General features: G+C 37.7%; 13 protein-coding genes and 1 pseudogene. 13 read left to right on the top strand and 1 reads right to left on the bottom strand.

The genetic code is table 11. From position 1 onward, the window contains the following. The first annotated feature begins 8 nt into the window (after nt 1-8). The 9 genes and pseudogenes from DMI82_RS11865 to DMI82_RS11825 all read left to right on the top strand — a co-directional run bounded on the left by DMI82_RS11865 (nt 9) and on the right by DMI82_RS11825 (nt 13,502). Nucleotides 9-3,080, top strand: coding sequence for a type I restriction endonuclease subunit R (locus DMI82_RS11865; protein ID WP_199579969.1), 3,072 nt, complete (start codon nt 9-11; stop codon nt 3,078-3,080). A 15-nt stretch (nt 3,081-3,095) separates the two neighbouring features. After that, nucleotides 3,096-5,492, top strand: a complete 2,397-nt coding sequence (locus DMI82_RS11860; RefSeq protein WP_110103431.1) for an AAA family ATPase — start codon at nt 3,096-3,098, stop codon at nt 5,490-5,492. Continuing rightward, nucleotides 5,489-6,559 carry a 5-methylcytosine-specific restriction endonuclease system specificity protein McrC gene (gene mcrC, locus DMI82_RS11855; RefSeq protein WP_110103430.1) on the top strand — a complete coding sequence of 357 codons (1,071 nt, stop codon included), beginning with the start codon at nt 5,489-5,491 and terminating at the stop codon, nt 6,557-6,559. The genes DMI82_RS11860 and mcrC overlap by 4 nt, the downstream gene beginning before the upstream one ends. A 65-nt stretch (nt 6,560-6,624) precedes the next feature. Then, nucleotides 6,625-7,662: a virulence RhuM family protein gene (locus tag DMI82_RS11850; RefSeq protein ID WP_110103429.1), complete on the top strand. Its 1,038-nt coding sequence runs from the start codon at nt 6,625-6,627 to the stop codon at nt 7,660-7,662. Between the two features lie 425 nt (nt 7,663-8,087). Beyond that, nucleotides 8,088-8,258 (top strand): annotated as a pseudogene (locus DMI82_RS20690) (tRNA (uracil-5-)-methyltransferase); the annotation flags it as partial. Between the two features lie 20 nt (nt 8,259-8,278). Then, nucleotides 8,279-8,968: a response regulator transcription factor gene (locus DMI82_RS11840; RefSeq protein ID WP_008120506.1), complete on the top strand. Its 690-nt coding sequence runs from the start codon at nt 8,279-8,281 to the stop codon at nt 8,966-8,968. Further along, nucleotides 8,944-10,209, top strand: coding sequence for a sensor histidine kinase (locus DMI82_RS11835; RefSeq protein ID WP_110103428.1), 1,266 nt, complete (start codon nt 8,944-8,946; stop codon nt 10,207-10,209). The genes DMI82_RS11840 and DMI82_RS11835 overlap by 25 nt, the downstream gene beginning before the upstream one ends. 177 nt (nt 10,210-10,386) lie before the next feature. After that, entirely contained in the window at nt 10,387-11,061 is a 675-nt protein-coding gene (locus DMI82_RS11830) for an ABC transporter ATP-binding protein (protein WP_006426335.1), read from the top strand. After that, nucleotides 11,058-13,502, top strand: coding sequence for an ABC transporter permease (locus DMI82_RS11825; protein ID WP_110103427.1), 2,445 nt, complete (start codon nt 11,058-11,060; stop codon nt 13,500-13,502). The genes DMI82_RS11830 and DMI82_RS11825 overlap by 4 nt, the downstream gene beginning before the upstream one ends. On the opposite strand, the gene DMI82_RS11820 is transcribed toward DMI82_RS11825, so the two are convergent. Further along, nucleotides 13,399-13,716 (bottom strand): DUF6061 family protein, encoded by a 318-nt coding sequence (locus tag DMI82_RS11820; RefSeq protein WP_227574206.1) that lies wholly within the window; start codon nt 13,714-13,716, stop codon nt 13,399-13,401. The two genes, DMI82_RS11825 and DMI82_RS11820, sit on opposite strands and share 104 nt — an antisense overlap. A gap of 312 nt (nt 13,717-14,028) precedes the next feature. On the opposite strand from DMI82_RS11820, the gene DMI82_RS11815 reads away from it, so the two are divergent. Genes DMI82_RS11815 through DMI82_RS11800 form a run of 4 tightly spaced genes read left to right on the top strand, consistent with a single transcriptional unit; the run spans nt 14,029 to nt 20,898 of the window. Continuing rightward, nucleotides 14,029-14,670, top strand: coding sequence for a CatB-related O-acetyltransferase (locus DMI82_RS11815; protein ID WP_055166451.1), 642 nt, complete (start codon nt 14,029-14,031; stop codon nt 14,668-14,670). Between the two features lie 47 nt (nt 14,671-14,717). Then, the gene (locus tag DMI82_RS11810) at nt 14,718-15,359 is read left to right on the top strand and encodes an HsdM family class I SAM-dependent methyltransferase (protein WP_110103426.1); all 642 of its coding nucleotides are present in this window, start codon (nt 14,718-14,720) and stop codon (nt 15,357-15,359) included. Further along, nucleotides 15,356-18,862 (top strand): hypothetical protein, encoded by a 3,507-nt coding sequence (locus tag DMI82_RS11805; RefSeq protein ID WP_110103425.1) that lies wholly within the window; start codon nt 15,356-15,358, stop codon nt 18,860-18,862. The genes DMI82_RS11810 and DMI82_RS11805 overlap by 4 nt, the downstream gene beginning before the upstream one ends. Then, entirely contained in the window at nt 18,859-20,898 is a 2,040-nt protein-coding gene (locus tag DMI82_RS11800; protein WP_110103424.1) for a hypothetical protein, read from the top strand. Before DMI82_RS11805 ends, DMI82_RS11800 begins: the two co-directional genes overlap by 4 nt. Nucleotides 20,899-21,088 lie beyond the last annotated feature (190 nt).

Below are 21,088 nucleotides of genomic sequence, written 5' to 3'. Positions count from 1 at the left end.
GATAATCAATGGATGATAAAACGATAATTGATATTACGAACTTGGATGCGGAAAAACATGCAGAAAATGCTGCAAAACGAGTTGCTTCATACAGCGAGAAGCTTCTTCATCACGCATCAATTCTTTCCGAAAAAGAATATCAGAAATTTCTTCTTGAAAGACTGGAAAAGGATAATGGTTACGTTGTTCGTAAGGCAAGTGACTTTGATCGTTATTTTGCAGTTGACCGTGAGATGCTCTTTAAGTTTCTAGAAGATACTCAGCACGAAACGATGGAATATCTGAGAAAAATATATAAGTCTGATTTGGAAGAGACGATTGTTAGTTTTATCAATGCTGAAACGACAAAAACTCGTGGCAGCCTTCTTGATGTGCTGAAGCATGGAATCGAAATTTCTAATCAGAAGCTGGAACTCATGTACACAAAACCGGCAACTACATTCAATCCAGATTTGACTAGAAAGTATGGACAGAATATTTTCTCTGCAATGGAGGAAGTGTGGGCCAGCGATAAAGAACGAATTGATGTTGTTATCTTTTTGAATGGACTAGCTATTATTGCATTTGAACTTAAGTGCAATGCAGCTGGGCAGTCTTATCAGGATGCAATTTATCAGTTCCGAACCGACCGTAGCCCCAAAACACGTCTTTTTATGTTCAAAGCAGGTACGTTGGTAAACTTTGCTATGGACTTAGAAGAAGTGTATATGACAACAAAACTCGCAGGTGACGCTACATTCTTCCTTCCTTTTAATATGGGAAACGGAGAAGGTGTAACTGCTGGTGCTGGAAATCCTGCGTTTGAAGATAAGTATAGCGTATCTTATATGTGGGAAGATATCCTTACAAAGGATACGATTTTGGACTTAATAAGTAAGTTTATTTTTGTCGAGACAAAAGAAAAAGTAGATGATAAGACCGGGAAAATCAAACGTTCTGAGAATTTGATATTCCCTCGTTATCACCAGCTGGATGTTATTCGAAAAGTGCTTGCCGATGTTAGAGAAAATCGCACTGCACAGAATTACTTGATTCAGCATAGCGCTGGATCTGGAAAAACAAATTCTATAGCATGGTTGGCACATCGTTTAACATCTCTTCATGACGAAGAAAACAAGATAATTTTTGACAACATCATTATTGTCACTGACCGAGTTGTTGTTGACCGTCAGCTTCAAAAAGCAATCATGGGAATGGAGCATAAGGCCGGATTGATTCGTGTTATGGACGATAAGTGCAATTCAGCTGACCTTGCGATTGCATTGAATGGTAATACAAAGATTATTGCAACCACAATTCAAAAGTTCCCGTATATTGTTGATAGTGTAAAGGACCTTAAGAATAAAAGTTTTGCAGTAATTATTGATGAGGCACATTCTTCTACTGCAGGTAAAGATATGGCTGCGGTAACAATGTCGCTTGGTTCTGGTGATCAAACTGAATCAGATGTTGAAGATATGATTTCAAGTGAAATCAAAAGAAACGGTAAGCAAGCAAATGTATCAATTTTTGCATTTACAGCTACACCTAAGCCGACAACAATTCAGTTGTTTGGTCGTTTGAATACGCATGGCCAGAGAGAAGCATTTCACGTTTATTCGATGAAGCAGGCTATAGAAGAGGGCTTTATTCTTGATGTTCTGCAGAACTATACAGAGTATTCAACTTTTTACCAGCTTAACAAGGAAATCGAAGACGATCCTCGTTGTAAAACGAATGCGGCAAAGAGGCAGATTGCACGCTTTATAGAATTGCATGATACTAATATTGCACAGCGTGTAGAAGTAATTGTTGAGCATTTCCGAACAACGGTAATGCAGGAACTGGGTGGCCAGGCTAAGGCAATGGTTATTACCGCGTCCAGACAAGGTGCTGTTAAATATAGACAGGCTTTTGAGGAGTACATTACCAAGAAAGGTTACGACGGAATTCATGCTCTGGTTGCATTTTCTGGAAAAGTAAAACTACCGGATGATGATAAAGAATATACAGAGGCATCTATCAATGGTTTTCCGGAGGATAGACTCACCAAAGAATTTGATACAGATAATTATCAAGTGCTTTTGGTTGCTAATAAATATCAGACAGGTTTTGATCAGCCAAAACTGTGCGCAATGTATGTTCTGAAAAAACTAAGAGGTGTTAATGCTGTCCAGACACTTTCGAGACTGAATCGTATTTGTGCTCCATATGATAAAAAGACATTTGTGTTGGATTTTGTAAATACATACGAGGATATCAAAGCTGCATTTGCTCCATACTACACCACAACATTACTGGCAAATTCAGTAACGCCTAATGCAATTTACGACTTGGAAGCTACTATTGATGCCTATGCATTATTTGATCCGGCTGACATTGAAGCTGCAAATGATATATTGTATTCACAGAAAGTAACAGGAAAACAGAAGCAAAGATTGACATTCTTCCTGCAGAAAAGCAAGAAGCTACTGGAACATTATGAATATGAAACACAGCGTCAAGCTGTGGCAGATATGCGTGGATTTGTTCGTTATTATGAGTTTTTGCTTCAAGTTTCTAGTTTTGAAGATACTGATTTGCACAAGAAATATAACTTTATTTCATACCTGTTAGCTTATATCAATATTAAGCATCCGGGTGGTGGTTTTAATTTAGATGGAAAGATCAAAGCCTCTCAATTTGTTCAGAAAAAGGGTGAAGAACATGTTTCATCTGATCTGGTTGCAAAGCCGGTAATGAAATTGCCAACGGCGGAACACTTTGGTTTGAGTGAGGATAAAGAAAAGAGACTGTCTGAAATAATCGATGAGATTAACAGCAAGACTGGCAAGAACTATGATAACGATGTTGTTGTAAAGGCTATGCTGCAGATTAGAGATATCCTTATGAAATCAGATAAACTTAAAACAAGTGCTAAGAATAATACACAGCAAGACTTTGAGTTCTCTTATTTTGATGATATTGATGATGCACTTATTGAAGGATTGTCACAGAATCAAGATTTCTTTTCAATGTTGTTGTCAAATGATGAAATGAAACATCAGGTGATGGGAATTTTTTCTGATGAGATTTATAAAAGTCTTAGAGAATCAGTATAAAGGCGGTGAAAGACAGTGTTCGATAAATTTCGACTAAAAGAAGTGCTGGTAGAGTACAAAAAACGCTTTGTGCAACAACAGTGGCCTAATGAAAAATATAAATGGGAGGCTGTGCAATGCTTTCAGTTAAATTGGGATGTCAATTCAGATGATTTTGCACAGATGCTAACAAAGTCACTTGCTCAGACGGCTAATTTGTTGACATCGGTAAATAACTTCCCAGCAAGAATGATTACCAAGTTTGCAGAGATTGCGCCAGAAGAAGTACGCTCAATGTATATTGAACTGTATGATGAGAGCAAGGATTTATACGAGAGAGTAGCCAGCTTCAAAAATAAATCTAATACGTTATTAGAGAGGTATGGCAATGGAGCGGCTCAGCATTACCAGTATGAAAATGCGATAATGACATATTTATGGCTTCGATATCCGGATAAATATTACATCTACAAATTGAGTGAAGTAAAAGCTGTCTCGTCGGAGCTGGAAAGTGATTATCGATTCAAAAAGGGTGCTTATGCTGATAACATCAGGAATTTTGTGGCATTTTATGATGAGATTTGTGCTGAACTTCAGCAGGATGATGAACTTAAAAATCTGCTTAATTCTCAGCTGACATCTACATGTTACGCTGATCCTGAATTACGAACTCTTACAATAGATGTGGGCTTCTTTATTTCTCGCTATTGGAACAAGGAGGAACCAGGTCCTAAAGCGGATGAGTGGTGGCCGACTGATTATACTCCGGCATTAACGGTAGAGGATTGGTTAGAGCTTCTGACAGATAAAGACGTATTTAATGAGAGCAGTCTCGAAATCATGAAACGAATGAAGGATTATGGTGGAAAGGCTACTTGCACTCAGCTTGCTGTGAAATATGGAGAAACCAAGAACTTTTATAATAGTGGATCTGTTGCATTGGCAAGACGTATTGTTCAAAAAACTGGATGTCCAGTAATTGCAAGAGATGAAGAAAACTCTCGATTTTGGCCTGTATTATATGTTGGTAAGAATGCTGCAAAAGATGAAGAAGGATCTTATGTTTGGAAACTTCGTGATGAATTAGCAGAAGCTCTAGATCAAGTCGATTTATCAGAAGTCCTTTTGTATGCGCAAGATGAAGAAGGAGAAGAAGATCATAGATACTGGTTTTTGAATGCAAATCCCAAAATATGGAGTATGGCTAGCATGCCAGTTGGAGAAGTACAGGATTATACATTATATAATGATAATGGCAATAAACGGCGTATTTTTCAGAATTTCTTAGATGCAAAGGCTGGAGATATGATAATCGGCTATGAGTCCACACCGGTAAAGCAGGTAGTTGCAATTCTCAAAATTAGTGCGGAACAAGATGGAAAATCAATTTATTTTGAAAAAGTAGAAGGGCTGTCTTCTCCAATTGATTATGCAACTCTGAAAGCTTGTCCAGAACTTGAAAAGATGGAGTACTTTGGTAATCCGCAGGGTAGTCTGTTCAAACTGACAAAGGGTGAATATGATTTCATTTATGACATGATTCGTGATGAAAATCCAGCACCACCTGCAGCAGATAGTATTGAAAAATATGACAAAGAAAAGTTCTTAAATGATGTATATATGACTGAAGCAAAGTATGAGCGCTTAGTTGCAGTTTTGAAAAAGAAGAAAAATATTATTCTTCAAGGTGCTCCAGGTGTTGGAAAGACATTTGCGGCAAAGAGACTTGCATATTCGATTATGGGTGAGAAGGATGATGATCGCATAGAGTTTGTGCAATTCCATCAAAATTATTCCTATGAAGATTTCATGATGGGGTATAAGCCGGTTGAAGATGGATTTGAATTGAAGTATGGTATTTTCTATAGATTTTGTCAAAAGGCTGCAAACCATCCTGATAAAGATTATTTCTTTATCATTGATGAGATCAACCGTGGAAATATGAGTAAGATCTTTGGTGAGTTACTCATGTTAATTGAGGCAGATTATAGAGATACGAAAGCAACATTAGCCTACAATGGCCTAAGTTTCTCTGTCCCAAAGCGTCTACATATCATTGGTATGATGAATACTGCTGATAGAAGTCTGGCGATGATTGATTACGCACTTCGTCGTCGTTTTAGCTTCTTTGATATGGAACCGGGATTTGATTCAGAAGGTTTTATTAAATATCAGGAAGGATTCGCAAACGACACATTCAATACTCTGATTGACCGTATTAAGGAATTGAACCAAGAAATTGCTAAAGATAAATCACTTGGTAAAGGTTTCTGTATTGGGCATAGCTATTTCTGTAACACAGATGAGTGTACAGAAGAATGGATGCAAGATGTGGTTGATTTTGATGTGTTGCCTATGTTAGCAGAATACTGGTTTGATGATACAGACAAACTGCAACGTTGGGAGAATATTTTGCACGGTGTATTTCAATGACAAAGGATAAGAGCATTTTAATCAATAATATTTATCATATGCTTTCTTATACTTTTCAGGCACTGAACCAAGAAACCTATGAAGATGTTGCAGTAGAGTCTTTTGACGAGATGTATAATCTGCTGGCAGCGATTCTGTCTAAGGGAATTGGATTGCAGTTAAAGCAAGGGCTATATAGAGAATACATAAGTCGTCAGGAAGAACTTTCAGTTATGCGCGGCAAAATAAATATGCCGGGTACAATTAAAAATAGGTTGGCACATAAAAGGGTACTTACTTGCGACTTTGATGAGTTGTCAGAAAACAATTTACTGAATCAAATACTGAAAACAACTGTTACGCTTCTTTTACGCAATGGAAAAGTGCAAGCAAAATACAAAGATGATCTAAAAAAGAAAATGTTGTATTTTTCAAATGTAGAGATAATAGAACCAACAGGAATTAAATGGTCGTCCATTCGTTTTCAGCGTAACAATCAAACATATAGAATGCTTGTAAGTATTTGCCAGTTGATTATTGAGGGGATGCTTATTACAACAGATTCAGGTGACTATAGGTTAGCCTCTTTCGTAGATGAGCAACGTATGTGTAGGTTGTATGAGAAATTTATTCTGGAATATTACAGCAGACATTATCCTGAATTATCTGTCAGTGCATCACAGATTCCGTGGTCACTGGATGATGGTATTGGAACCATGCTTCCGGTCATGCAAAGTGATATTCATCTGCAACGTGGCAATACTGTACTTATTATTGACGCAAAATACTATAGTCACACAACACAGTCCCAGTTTGATAAACATACGATTCATTCCAATAATTTGTATCAGATTTTTACATACGTAAAAAATCGGAGTTATCAATTTGGAGAGGAGAAAAATACAGTTTCTGGAATGCTTCTCTATGCAAAGACAGAAGAAGAAATACAACCGGACAATGTGTATCAAATGCATGGAAGTCAGATAAGTGTTAAAACTCTAGACTTGAACCAGCCTTTTGCGGAGATTGCTAATCAGATGGATAGAATTGTGGAGTCACATTTTTCTGGACTTGCAAAGAAATATTAAAGCCATCAATTTTGTTGTGATTTTCAATTGGTGAAATGAGAAGAAAGCAGAAGGAGGTCTCTTATTTGAAAAAGAAAAAAGATGAAATAACCATCCGTTCCAGCGCTGCAGAATATTTGACTTATGTTGCTTCTGTCGGTGATCAGCAGGACAGCATTGAGATGCGCTATGAGGATGAGAATATATGGCTGACACAGAAGATGATGGCCACGTTGTACGATGTGGATGTTCGCACCATAAATTATCATGTAAAAAAAATCTTCAGTGATAGCGAATTACAAGAGGATTCAGTTATCCGAAAATTTCGGATAACTGCCGCTGACGGAAAAAGCTACAGCACAAATCACTATTCCTTGGAGATGATTATTGCAGTAGGCTTTAAAGTAAATTCAGAGCGTGCGGTTCAGTTCCGTAAATGGGTCAATCAAATTGCCAAGGACTACACCATCAAAGGCTGGGTTATGGATGACGAACGTCTAAAAAATGGTGGATCAGTGCTTACAACAGAATATTTTGATCGTTTGCTTGAGCAGATTCGTGAGATCCGTTTATCTGAGCGTAGATTCTATCAGAAGATAACGGACATCTATGCTACAGCTCTTGATTACGACCGCACATCCAAAACAACAAAGCAGTTTTTTGCCAAGGTGCAGAACAAGATGCATTATGCAGTTCACGGACATACGGCAGCAGAGTTGATTTATGAGCGAGCAGATGCTGATAAGCCACATATGGGGCTGACCACGTGGGCAGCAGCACCGGAAGGAAAGATTGTAAAAAGTGATGTGAGTGTTGCGAAGAATTATCTTTCAGAGCAGGAAATGCGTTCATTAGAGCGTATCGTTTCTGCTTATCTGGATCTGGCCGAGGATCGTGCAGAACGTTACATTCCGATGACAATGGAGGACTGGGCAAAGCGTCTGGATCTATTCCTGATGGCTGATGACAGAGAGGTCCTTCAGGATGCAGGAAAGATCACGGCAGAGATTGCCAAGGCTAAAGCCGAGACTGAATTTGAAAAGTATCGTGTTATTCAGGACAGATTGTTCATGTCTGACTTTGATAAATACATGTTGGAACTGGAAGAGAATGCGAAGAAGTAATAGGATCGGTCCTCTCTTTCAATGCTGGATTTTCAGGTATGATAAGGTCGAGTGCATGGAAACCTGGCTATCAGTTAGGACGAAAAATAGCTGTTGACCTGTTTTTGTAGGAAGAACGGACAAGGTTGAGGCGATGGAGGTTCCTTGCAAAATTTGACTTTTATGTTTGAATCACTATAATAGTAGAAACGAATAAAAAAGTTGAACTTTTTCCGTGAACAGGTGAGGTTTAGGCTGTGATATGGATAGCGGAATGTATCAAGAATTTTCTGCTACAGAATTTGTAGATATGTTTCCGCAAACAAACGGAGATATTTTGGTACATACCATATTAGTCTGGATAGGTTCCCGATGACCGACATCAATCCGGACCTATCGAGCCATGTGGAGACTGTGGTTCTTTTGTCCCAACTGAAACAAAAGCCGGCATGAAGGTTTCCAATCTGTATATCTCACAGGTAAAGAGAAAATGCGGAATTGAGGTTGGAAAGAATTATAATTTACCTAAAAATGAAGATAGCAGGCAACCGCAGTGTCCAGAAGATAAAGAGAGTGCAATTGTGGAGGCATTGAAGCATTTTAAGATGAATAGTTAATAAAGAGAGGTGCAGATGCTATGCCAGGTATACTCGTGGTTGAAGATGATGAAAATTTAAATCGTGGAATTACATTCTCACTGAAAAAATCCGGATATGAGGTTTTTTCAGCAGAATCAGTGAAAAAAGCGAAAAGAATTGCAAGTGATAATAATGTGGATGTTACCATTTGTGATGTGAATCTTCCGGATGGGAATGGACTGGAATTTGTAAGGTGGATGAGATGCAATTATAATACATACATTATTTGTCTTACAGCACTAGATCAGGAGATGGATCAGGTCATGGGATATGAAGCAGGGGCAGATGATTATATTACAAAGCCGTTTAGTCTTTCGGTACTTCTTTTGAAAATAGAAGCACATTTCCGCCGCAGACAGGAGAAAACGGAAGCCGGAAAGATGATTTCGGGAGATATCGTATTTATCGCAGGAGAAATGAAAGTCCTGATAAAGAGTCGTGAAATCAGTCTGACAAAAACGGAGTTGAAAATGCTGACTTTTTTTCTTCAGAATCCGAAACAGATTCTTTCAAAAACACAAATATTGGAAAATGTGTTTGATCTGGAAGGGGATTTTGTGGATGAAAATACAATCGCTGTCAATATCAGAAGACTCCGTGAGAAAATTGAAGACAATCCGGCTGCACCGGTCTATATAAAGAATATCAGAGGTCTTGGGTATATATGGAATCAGGAGGTAAGGCAGTGACAAAGAGATATCACAGGAAACTCACATCAGCCTTGTCTTTGGTATTGCCGGTCATATTAGTGTTTGTAATATTAAATTGCTTTACCACGTATGTGTTTTATGAAGATTATAAATATAAAATGAATCTTATGACAGAGATTGCTGCAAAGGAAGAATTTTCCGGGCTGGATGCTGTTTCGGAATTGCTTAAGGATAAGGATATTGAAACTAACGAACAGGGAAGGCGATTATTGGAGCAATATGGATACTGGGGGAATAAAGGGAATGCATTTTATTCGCAATTCCGGCATCAGGTTATGGTGACCGGTGCTGTAAGCATTGTGATATGCGTGCTTCTTTTGACTTTTTTACTTTATTGGAAGAAAAAAGAAGATGCGTGTCATCAGAAAATTTTAGACCAGTTGGAAGAAATTCTGATCAGATTCCGTGAAAATAAATTTGATGATTTACTGAAAACGGAAAATCATGCAGAACTGGAAAAATTGAATGACCAGCTTGAAGCAATCGGACATCATATTCAGTTGATAAAGGAAGAAGCAAGGGCAGAAAAGGAGAACACGAAAGAAATGGTTTCTGATATTTCTCACCAGTTAAAGACACCGGTTGCAGCTTTGGATACATGTTTTAGTGTGCTGATGCAGAATGACTTAAGTGCCACAGAACAGGAGGAGTTTCGTATCCGTTGTCGGAGTGCTCTGGATGGACTGGAGACATTATTGCAGTCGCTTCTTGAAATATCCAAGATGGAAACTGGACTGATTCAGATTAATAAGAAAAAACTTCCGCTTATGGATACTGTCATATCTGCTGTGAACCGCACTTATCCTAAAGCGGATGAGAAAGAAATTGAATTCGTTTTTGACTATGAAAAAGAGCTGGAAACATGCACGATTATGCAGGATAAAAGGTGGCTTGGTGAAGCTGTGATCAACGTTCTGGATAATGCGGTCAAGTACAGTCCGTGTGGTTCAAAAATATTTATCCGGTTACAAAAAAGAAACGATCTTGTAAGAATGGAAATTGAGGATCAGGGAATTGGTATTCCGCAGAATGAGTATCACAAAATTTTCCAACGATTTTACAGAGGAAGTTCCAAGGAGGTCATGGAAAAGAGTGGTACAGGAATCGGACTTTTTCTATCGAGAGAAATTATCGAAAAACACGCAGGTACGATTACGGTAACCTCCGGCAAAAAGAAAAAAGGAAGCACGTTTGTGATTCAATTACCATATGTTGGTTAAATTTTAAGTGAGCAGAAATCTTACAATTCTGTAAGATTTCTGCTCGTTTTTTGAAAGTGAAATGAAAGATTGTCCTGATACAATTTGGATGTAGGTTGAAAAATGACCAAATATATAAACAGGCAAAGAAAGCGTGCTGAAAAGGTACGCTTTACAGAATTGAAAAGGAGGCAACACATGAGTGTGATATTAGAAACCAAGCAGCTTTGTAAGTTTTATGGCGCAGGTGAGAATCAGGTCAAAGCGGTCAATCAGGTGGACATTCAGATTGAGCAGGGAGAATTTGTCGCAATTGTTGGAAAGTCAGGTTCCGGTAAAAGTACATTACTTCATATGCTTGGAGGGCTTGATACCCCGACAAAAGGCAGTGTTACTTTAGCAGGGAAAGATTTATACAGGATGAAGGAAGATGCCCTTGCTGTTTTCCGCAGAAGAAAAATCGGATTTGTTTTTCAGGCATTTAATCTGGTTTCATCTGTTAATGTCTGGGAAAATATTGTACTGCCACTGGGGCTGGATGGAAGAAAAGTGGATGAAGCGTATGTAAATGATATTATTGCAACTCTGGGGATTGAAAACCGGATTTATAATCTGCCAAATCAGTTATCCGGAGGACAGCAGCAGAGAGTAGCAATTGCAAGAGCACTGGTGAATCGTCCGGAAATTATATTTGCAGATGAGCCGACAGGAAATCTTGATTCTAAGACCAGTGATGAGGTAATCGCTCTGCTTAAGATGACAGCAAAAAAATATGGACAGACAATTGTAATGATTACCCATGATGACGAAATTGCACAGGTCGCTGACCGTATTCTGGTGATTGAGGACGGACAGGTGGTGGATTTCAGATGAAGACAATAAGCAGGATTGCATATAGCAATGACAAAAGGAACAGGACAAGAAGTATACTGATCATGATGGCAATCTGTCTGACCACGATGCTGCTTGTTATCATCAGTACTGTGGGAAATGGGGTAATTCATTTACAGAAAAGTCAGGCGGCAGGATCATATGGAAGCAATTATGGTCTGTTTGTTTCCGCAGACGGATCGCAGTTAAAAGAAGTAAACCGCCGTGCGGAAATAGATGCTACAGGCACTATGTGCACCGAAGGTATCATAAAAGGCAATGAAAAAGGCGGGTTTGTCTGCATGGATGAGACTGCAAGAAAAATGCTTCCTTATAATAAAGAATATGAGTTGAAGGAAGGAAAGTATCCGGAAAAAATGCAGGAAATTGCCGCAGGAAGAGCATTTTTTCGTGCAATGGGGTATGGTGATGTAAAGATCGGAGATACGGTTACACTGGATTACCGCGCAGGGATGCAGTCAGAATATAAGCCGGAAGAATTTGTTGTCAGCGGAATCCTATATGATCGGGATAAGTATACCATCGAGGCATCTTATGTTGCTTTCGGGTCACAGGAGTTTTATGATGAGCACGTCGCAGAGAATGACAGACAGTATAATATTTATTTTACTTTAAATGATTCTGCAAATGTATCTATGAATAATATTGATTCGGTTATAAAGCAGATTGCAGCAGCTTGTGGGATCGAAGAAAAAAACGTTATAGTCAATGATCTCTATTTGCAATGGGTCTTGCAGCCGAGTTATGAAACGATTGCGGTATGCGGGGTTTTGATTTTTGCAATTGTACTTTTCTCTGTTGTGGTCATTTATAATATTTTTCAGGTTGGTATTGCCAACAAGATACAGGAGTATGGAAAAATCAAGGCTCTGGGAGCGACAAAAAAGCAGATGAAACAACTGATCTTCAGAGAGGGTATGTTTTTGACAATTTCTTCAATACCAGTTGGATTGCTTCTTGGTTTTCTGATTGCAAAATGCGGTTTTAACTGGCTGGTAGAACAGGGAAAACTTGTATCAACCGGAACTGGCTCTATGGGAGTCCAAAATCAGCAGATGCCACTGTTTTCCCTGCCTGTTATGCTTCTATGTATTTTCGTGTCATTTTTTACCGTTGCTTTGGCGCTGCGTAAACCAATGAAAATTGTTTCACGGATTTCACCTATCGAAGCAACACGGTATTTAGAAAATGCAGAAACACACAAAAAAGGAAAACGAAATGGCAGAAAAAATGTCACCGTGTTTTCTATGGCAATGGCAAATATAACGGGTAATCCAAAAAGAACCATTGGTACCATCCTCACACTGGGGCTTTCCTGCGCATTGTTTGTGATTATCTCTAATTATGTAGGAAATATTGATACGGAGCATGAAGCACGTCTTTCCGTTAATCATGGACAATTTGAACTGCAGCTTGACTATTCTGCTGAGTACGATGAAAGATATCCGGAGAATAATCTGGATACGATTCTGACGGATAATCCATTGAATGATTCAATGATTGAAGAAATCAAAAGCATTCCAGGAGTGACAGATGTCATGACGAGAGAGATTGTCTCTGTAAATCTGAACGGAACAAGATTTCCGGCTGATATTGTGAGTAAAAATGATTTTGATTTTATGCGCCAAGACGGGGATATTGGCTCTATGGACTATGATCAGGCGGTAAAGAATGGTGAAATTTTCTTTGGTTGGTTGATGTGGATGGAACAAGATGGATATGCTCCGGGTGAATCCATTGCATTTGACTTTGAGAATGGAAGTGAAACCTATACCTATCAGGGAAAGATTGCAGGATCCTTTGTAAGCGCGGACACTTATCTTGTCATTCCGGAAGGTGTATACCGTTCCATGAATCCGAGGGGAACAGCCTATGGCTATCTGTGGGTGGACTGTGATAAAAAAGATGTTGCATCTGTGGAACAGAGTCTGAATACTTTGATTTCTAATACTTCGCATATAAAAATGGATACCTATCATGCACAGTTACAATCTGCAGAATTCACAGCTCGCATGATGAAGCTTGGCTGTTATCTGTTTATGGCGGTTGTAGGACTCATCGGTTTTATGAATATGGCAAACACCATAATCATGAATATTACGACAAAAAAGCAGGAATATGGTGTATTACAGGCTGTGGGTATGACAAATAAACAATTAAATTTATGTCTGCAGTTACAGGGAATGATGTTTACGGTTGGTACCATATGCGTAGCTTTGATCATTGGTCTGCCGCTCGGCTATGCACTTTTTTCCTATGCAAAACATAATGGAATATTTGGAATGAATATCTATCATGTTCCAATCGTACCAATTTTTATTATGATTTTTTTGGTCGGTCTGTTGCAGATTGTACTTTCCTGCGTTTTAAGCAGTAATCTGAAAAAAGAAACGCTGGTAGAAAGAATAAGGTATCAGGGATAGCACCTACCCACATCTGTAAATTGCCCTCAAGATATAATCTCGCATATTCAAGTGGTTCATCGACTGCAAGTGAAGTCAATGCACAGTCTGATCCGGGTGTGGTTTTTAAATCCTTTTCGGCTTCCCAGCAGTCAATGCGAAGCATATAGCCAACATTTGTATAAATGTCAATGCTGTTTCGTTGTGGATTGTATTCTGCAAATATTGTTCTCATCGTATCCCATCTCCTTATCATTTAATCAATCATTAGTAGCAAAAATTAAGAAGCATTTCAATCAGTCCACCATGTCACTTTTATTTTATGTTATACTGTTTTATATAATTTTTTTGCCCTTGTATTTGCCCTTATCAGAGTTCATAAACACTGATGGGACGATATAACACAAGGGAAAAAATAAGGGAAAGCTCACCTGCGACAAATCCAGTGTTTTCAAGGGTTTGCGGAGAATTTAATAACAAAATATAACAGTTATTAAATCTCTTAAAACAGGTGAAATCTCAATCGGAATTTGAAGAGGTAGTTAAGATGAAAGACGGAAAACACCCAAACCCCAATACAATCCATCCAATTGCAGGGTATGATAAAGAAATATATGTGAAGCCGACGATTACAAATCCGAATATTATTGTCGGGGACTTTACTTATATTGCCGATTCGGATTTTGAAAGTCATGTTTCACACTTATACGAGTGGAATGATGACAAACTCATCATCGGAAAGTTCTGTCAAATCGCCGCCGGAGTTGAGTTTGTGATGAACGGTGCAAACCATCAGATGAACGCCGTCTCTACATTCCCGTTCTATACCTTGGAGGGATGGGAAATGTCGCCGCCTGCAAAGACGGATCTGCCATTAAAAGGAGATACCGTTATCGAAAATGATGTTTGGATCGGGCAAAATTCGGTAATCCTTCCCGGCGTTCACATTGGAGATGGTGCAATCATTGGTGCAAACAGCGTTGTGGGAAGTGATGTTCCACCATATACGAAGGTCGTTGGGAATCCTGCAAGAGCAATTCAAAAACGCTTTGACGATGAACTGATTGAATTGCTGCTGAGATTCAAGTGGTGGGATAGGAGCATTGACGAAATCAACCGGCTGATTCCAATCTTGACTTGCAGTGATTTGGATAAAGTGAAAGCTGAAATCAAAAAGCAATTAGGCTGACAAATTCTAGTTTGCAATACCTAAATCCTAGAAAAGGAGACCTGCCGATGTGCGCACAAAAGCTATCGTTCGATTATGCACACATCTTGCACACTGTGCGTATCGTTCATAATGCACATAGTGTTCATCGTTCACGAGTACAAAAGGGGAAATCGTGTGATTGTATCAATTTTGTAAGGGCAACCGATCCTGCGTGTGGTATGGGTGGTTTCTTGCTTGCAGCTTATGGGCATATGAAGAGACAGAGCAAGGATATTGAAAAGCAGAAGTTCCTTAAGAATCATGCTTTATTTGGAGCAGATAATACTGCACTTGTAGTAACACTTGCATCAATGAATCTTTACTTACATGATATCGGTGTAAACAAGAGCCCTATTGCATATCAGGATTCTCTTATTGATACATCAGATAAGATGTACAAGGTGATACTAGCGAATCCACCATTTGGAACAAGACCTCAAGGAAGTGTGGAGGTTGCAGCTAATAGACCTGAGTTTGTAAAAACATCCGATAATAAGGTTAACTTCTTACAGCATATCATGTCTATTGTAAAAACAGGTGGACGTGTTGGTGTAGTTCTTCCGGATAGTGTACTTACAGATACTGGTGCAACAGCACAGGTAAGAGAAAAGCTTTTGAAGGACTTTAATCTTCACACCATACTAAGAAAAACTTGGAGGATACTATGAAACAGGCGATTGTAAATTTTTGCAAGTCAACGGATACGGGATTGTTCTTGCTAGATATGCCGACCGGCTTCGGAAAAACATATAGTGTACTTGAGTTTATGGTCGACTATTATGATTCGCCGGAATTCAAGGATAAGAAGATTTTTTTTGTTACAACTCTTAAGAAAAATTTGCCGGATAAGGAGTTGCGTGAACATTTTGCAAAGCGCGGTAAAGCAGATGATTATGATAAATATTGTTTGCGAATAGAAGCTAATGCAGATATGGTTGTAGAAAAATTGGATGAGTTATATCGTGCCAGAAAAATTCCAGCAGCAATCACTATGAAACAAGAATTTAAGGATTTACATGGTTCAGTAAAACTATTAAACGAATACAGAGATAAAAAACGTGAATTAAAAGGAACCAGTAAGGACATTATAAATGTTTTATGCAAGAACGCAGAGGATGCAATTCGTAAGCAGCAGGAAGGTGCCTTTCGTAAGGTGATAGAAAGCGAGCTGAAGCAGTTCAGAACACCAAAGGAAAAGTTAAAGAATATCGCTAATAATCCGGAATATCATTGGATAGGAGAATTGTATCCGGCGGTATATACGAGAGCGAAGCGAATATTTTTTATGTCAATGGATAAGTTTTTCTTGGGAAACACTACTATTATTGAACCTACATATAGCTTTTACAATAATGATATTACAAAAAATGCAATTATTTTTATAGATGAGTTTGATGCAACAAGAGACAGGTTACTTAATCAGATCATAACAAGAGGCTTAGAAAATCATATTGATTATTTAGGTCTGTTTCATCGTGTATATGCATCTTTGAAGACGAGAGATTTTCCGGCAGAGCTTACTACTGCATCGAAGTTACAACAAGTATATCTTGATGAACAAAAAAACGCGAAAAATCCTATGGAAATTATAGAAGGATTTGGTGGTGTGTTTGATGAAACATATAACCGTTTTGCGATGCAATATAGCTTCAAAACAGAAGAAGATGGTAAGGGCGATAGAAGTCGTAATTTTATTTTCAATGACTTACAGTTTCATTCGGTATTTGAGGGAGAAAATGCTTTTATTGATATAGATACCGATATGAAGGCAAAACAGAACTGGTTGCGTTTTACAAAAAGAAGACCAACAGAGAAAGATGGTGGCGTATTAAGTTTGCTTGCCAGTGTTAAAGGCTGCTTGACTTATTTTCAGAACGGAGCTAGAAATCTTTCGTTTAATTATAAGCATCATAAGGATGAGGATAAAAGGTCGGGTGACGATGATTATACGTTTGAAAATGCAATTGAGTCAGTGCTGACAGAGTTTCATTTATCAAGAGAACAGATAAGGTATTTGAAGCCTATCGTAATGGGAGGCCAGGTAAAGTCGAAGAAAGATAAAAAAGACAGCAATGGAAAAATGTCGTTAAAGTATTTTGACCGCTCTGTCTATAATAGGGGATTTCGCTATTATGATTTTATAGATGATCCTAATCACAGTATGCGTTCGGAGATTCAATTATTTGATTTTCAGGATTCGCCAGAACGTATTTTACTTCACTTGTCTGAAAAGGCTCAAATTATAGGTATTTCAGCTACCGCAACACTTGAAACGGTTGTTGGCAATTATGACTTAGAATATCTTCAAAGGATGTTGCAGGATAAATATTATGTGATGCCAGAAGCAGATAGGTGTAGATTACAGGAGTCATTTCAAACTTTTGTTGCAAACTATGATAAAGTAAATATTCATGTGGAGCCAGTTTCTTATAATGCGGATGATAGAGTTGAATTATCAGAGATATTTAACGGAAACGAAGCACTTATAAAGAAGTATGCGGAAAAATTATCAATATCATTTGAGCGCGTTGAATATGCAAAGAATAACTTTATTCGTGTTGTAAAGGTAATGAAGGCATTTATCTTAAATGATTCGGTTAAATCCTTCTTGTGTCTTAATAATAAATTGCCGCAGGAGAATAAGGGGCTTTTTGATATTAAATTATTAGAGGAATTCGCAGACGCTATTATTAAGCTTTATGGTATCAAGGGATTAAAAGGTAAAGACTTGTTATACAGTATAAATAGTGAAGATTATGATGCTAAGCGTGCGGAGTTTATACAGAGATTGTCAAAGGGAGAAAAACTCTTTGTTATATCTTCCTATAATACAGTTGGTGCGGGACAAAATTTGCAATATAAAGCACCGGGGAATGCTACTATTGTAGCAGTTAATGATTACGATAGAGGAGATATGGAAAAGGATTTCGATTGCATATATCTTGAGAAGCCGACGAATCTTCTGGTGAATGTGGATAGCAAAAAGGGAATTGAAGCTGAAGATTTAATTCGTTTTGTATATCAGATGGAATTCTTGATGGAAAGAGGCGAAGTTTCTCGTAAAGATGGGATTGCAGTAATTAAAGATGCATTTATATGCTTCAGTGGTGGATATACTTTTTCGGGAAAAAAGGGAGAACCATATAAAACAGATTCTGTAAATAATTTTGCGATTCGAACATTAATACAGGCAGTAGGAAGAATATGTAGAACTGGTCTTAAGAATCCGGATATATATATTTATGTGGATAATACCATTTTAACAGATTACGATTTGTCTGTTGTGGAGCAACGAATGTTGAATCCTGAATTTGCAGAATTAGTTAAAGTGGGTAAAACATATTATAATGGTCAGGCAAATGAAAATTCGGATATTGCCGTAATGGAAAATCGTGCCGGAACATTAGCACTGAAGGCAATGCAGATTATAAATGAGCTGAAGCGCAATTGGACTGAGGATAGTATAGATTATTGGAAAGCATTGCGTGAGCTATGCCTTATGAGGCCTACACTAAGCAGAAAAAACGTAGAACAGAATTCGCAATATCAGCTTGTATATATGTGTGCGCCGGGAGAAATTACAGCTTATTCTTATGAGCAAGAAGGAGACTATAATAAAAATATAAATATCAAGTTTGACGGTAGTCTTCCACGAAAGATGTCAGAGGATGAGGTGCATTTGAAAGAGATTATGCAAATCCCAGGAGTGAAAGCATTGTTTGAAAAGCATGGATATGCAACGAGCTTTGTTCCTAGTGAGTTTATATTGACGCCACCTATGTTTAATAATATTTATAAAGGTGCCTTAGGCGAAGTTGTTGGTAAATATATTTTAGAACAATATGCAGGAGTAACGTTGCAGGAAATGCCACCGGAGTTTTTTGAATTGTTTGATTATACCCTAGGTAATGGCGTGTATGTTGATTTCAAGTTATGGAAAGAAACCATGTTAATATCTGCGGAAGAAGAAAAGAAAAACGTCCTGGAAAAGCTAGATAAGTGTGGAGGAAAGAGAGCGGTAATAATCAATATTATGCTTGATCACAATATGCAGATTACGTCTAGTGATAATGGTAGAATTATTGAGATACCATATTTATATCGGTTGGATAGAAAAGAAATAGGAACAGAAATCATAGCAAAAATAAATCGGGAGGGATATTTGCAATGAGTATAAAGAAACTTTATTCGAATGAACTCCTGGCTTCGTTTGAATATTCCAACATTGACAAAGATTATGATTTTTATTATGTTACAACATCGGATAAATATATAAAAGGTGGAGCTACTTTTCTAGATATTGATGATATAAAGATATCAGCTCTGCAATTTGAAAGCGGAAAGAGTTTTTGGGTTATGCTTCCTAAAAACGCTATTTCCAGAGCTGAGTTTGTACGTTTGTTGAATGCAAAAGAGGATGGAGATAGTTTGTCTATAAAATCTATGACAAGTAGCAGTATACCGGAGTATTTGTTGACACAATTGTTTTTGAATGCGCTAACGAGTCCGGTTGATGAAATGATATCTTTTAATAATCTGTCAGGGAAATTATTATGTTTTCGACCTGCATGGCTGAATAAGGATAAGGAGAATTTTATTTGGGGTATGCAGTGCCTTGAGGTGAAAATCGGAGATGATATGTGTGTAAAATTGGTAGCACATAGGTTGACATCACTGGCACTTAAAAAGCAAATGAAATTTGAAAAAAGAAAGTTACAGGATTTTCCGCAATATGAGTTTAGTTATAACAATAATACTTTAAAACGAGTATCTAATGAAAATAAAGACCGTAGAGAAAACTTTATTATAAAACCCGTAGATGGTGAAAGGGGTAGCATTACATTCTTTGACTTTACGGATTATGAAACGTTTTCATGTACCAAGATGGGTGTTTTATATGATATTTTGAATGCCTTACATGATGAATTTGGTAAGTATATTCGCGTTAAATTTAAACAATATAGTATTGACGAAGTTTTGGAATATAAGCGTGCGTCGTTGGAGTTATATAAGGATATTGTTAAAAAGGAAGTTTTGAATTCTGGAATTAATATAGTGGATGCTGTACACACTGAAACTTCTGAAGATTATTTGCAGGATGTAGCGGATGGTATTAATAAAATTATTCCAGAGGCAAAATGCAGCGTTGGTAAAAGATTATCAAAGAAGAAGCTTAACGTACGATATATACATGATAAATCTTTCTATTCAGATTCGGAAGTGGACCCGCATCAAGAAAGCATGGAGGATTATGTTGTTCAGCATATTACAGTAGAGAATTTTAAACACCAATCATCAGCGGCAGTTTATAATATTCTGAAAGAGCTTGTAATTAAGAAGGACATTGCTACTGGTAAAATTACATTGGTGGATTGGAGTCAATACGGATATAAAGCAGACTGGTTATTTGGTGTAGTTTTAGACGGTACATATTACTTCATGACCATTCATCCGGACGGTTCATTTAAAATTGAAGCATTGAAACGAAATCTTTTTACCATGACAGAGTATGATAAATACATGGATTATTTCGGTTTGAATGAAGAAAATAAAAATGATTATAGAGGAGTTATAGGTCTAGTAAAAGATGCAGAGGGTAATATTAATCTTATAAAGGATACTAATATGTATTCTATGCCTGATTATACTGCGATGGGTGATGTGCTTAAGAATGTAGCTAGTGAAGGTAGATTTCCAGGAAAAGACGTAGTAACTTGGCTTCGTCTAGTAATGGATACAACAGATAAAATAAAAGTACACGCAGAATTGGATATAGTTATCCCGCATATCGACGTGAATGCAGAATACACGAAAGCCAATGTAATGGGATTATTCAAAGGAATTACAACAAAGAAAGAAGTTGTGCGCTATGTTTTTGAGAATACCGGTATTATGCTATATGCCTACCTGCGTGGAGAAGAAGAGAGACGCGAGTATCTTTCCGGAAATATAGACATTAATTATTTTGATTATGATGATACGCATGCAAAATATTCAGTTGGTGAAATTGGTAATGGAATGAAATACACAATTGAGAGAGCCAGCGTAGTGCGTGAGATACAGGCGGTAGAAGGCAGCAAGTTAATTTTTAAGAAAGTGTTGCCACTTATGGGAGTAGAGTTTGTAAGGTATGGAATGTTAACGGTTGTTCCGTTTCCGTTTAAGTATTTAAGGGAATATATTGTGAAAGAAGAAAAGAGCGTATAAACAATGAAGGTCACTAGCGCAGTACTAGCGGCCTTCTTCGTTTTTACGCTTGGTATAATCGCTGGATTTTTGTATACGGTAAATAGTTAGTACCGTGCTTTTCACCTAAAACCATGAGATAATCCCTTTGTAAAACTAAAAGTTTTTTAAAGGAGGATCTTATGGATAAGATCACACGTCAGGTCCGCAT

It is taken from the genome of Blautia sp. BCRC 81119, assembly GCF_003184505.1.
GTDB lineage: Bacteria > Bacillota > Clostridia > Lachnospirales > Lachnospiraceae > Blautia_A > Blautia_A fusiformis.
This window is presented reverse-complemented; position numbering and strand designations above follow the sequence as displayed.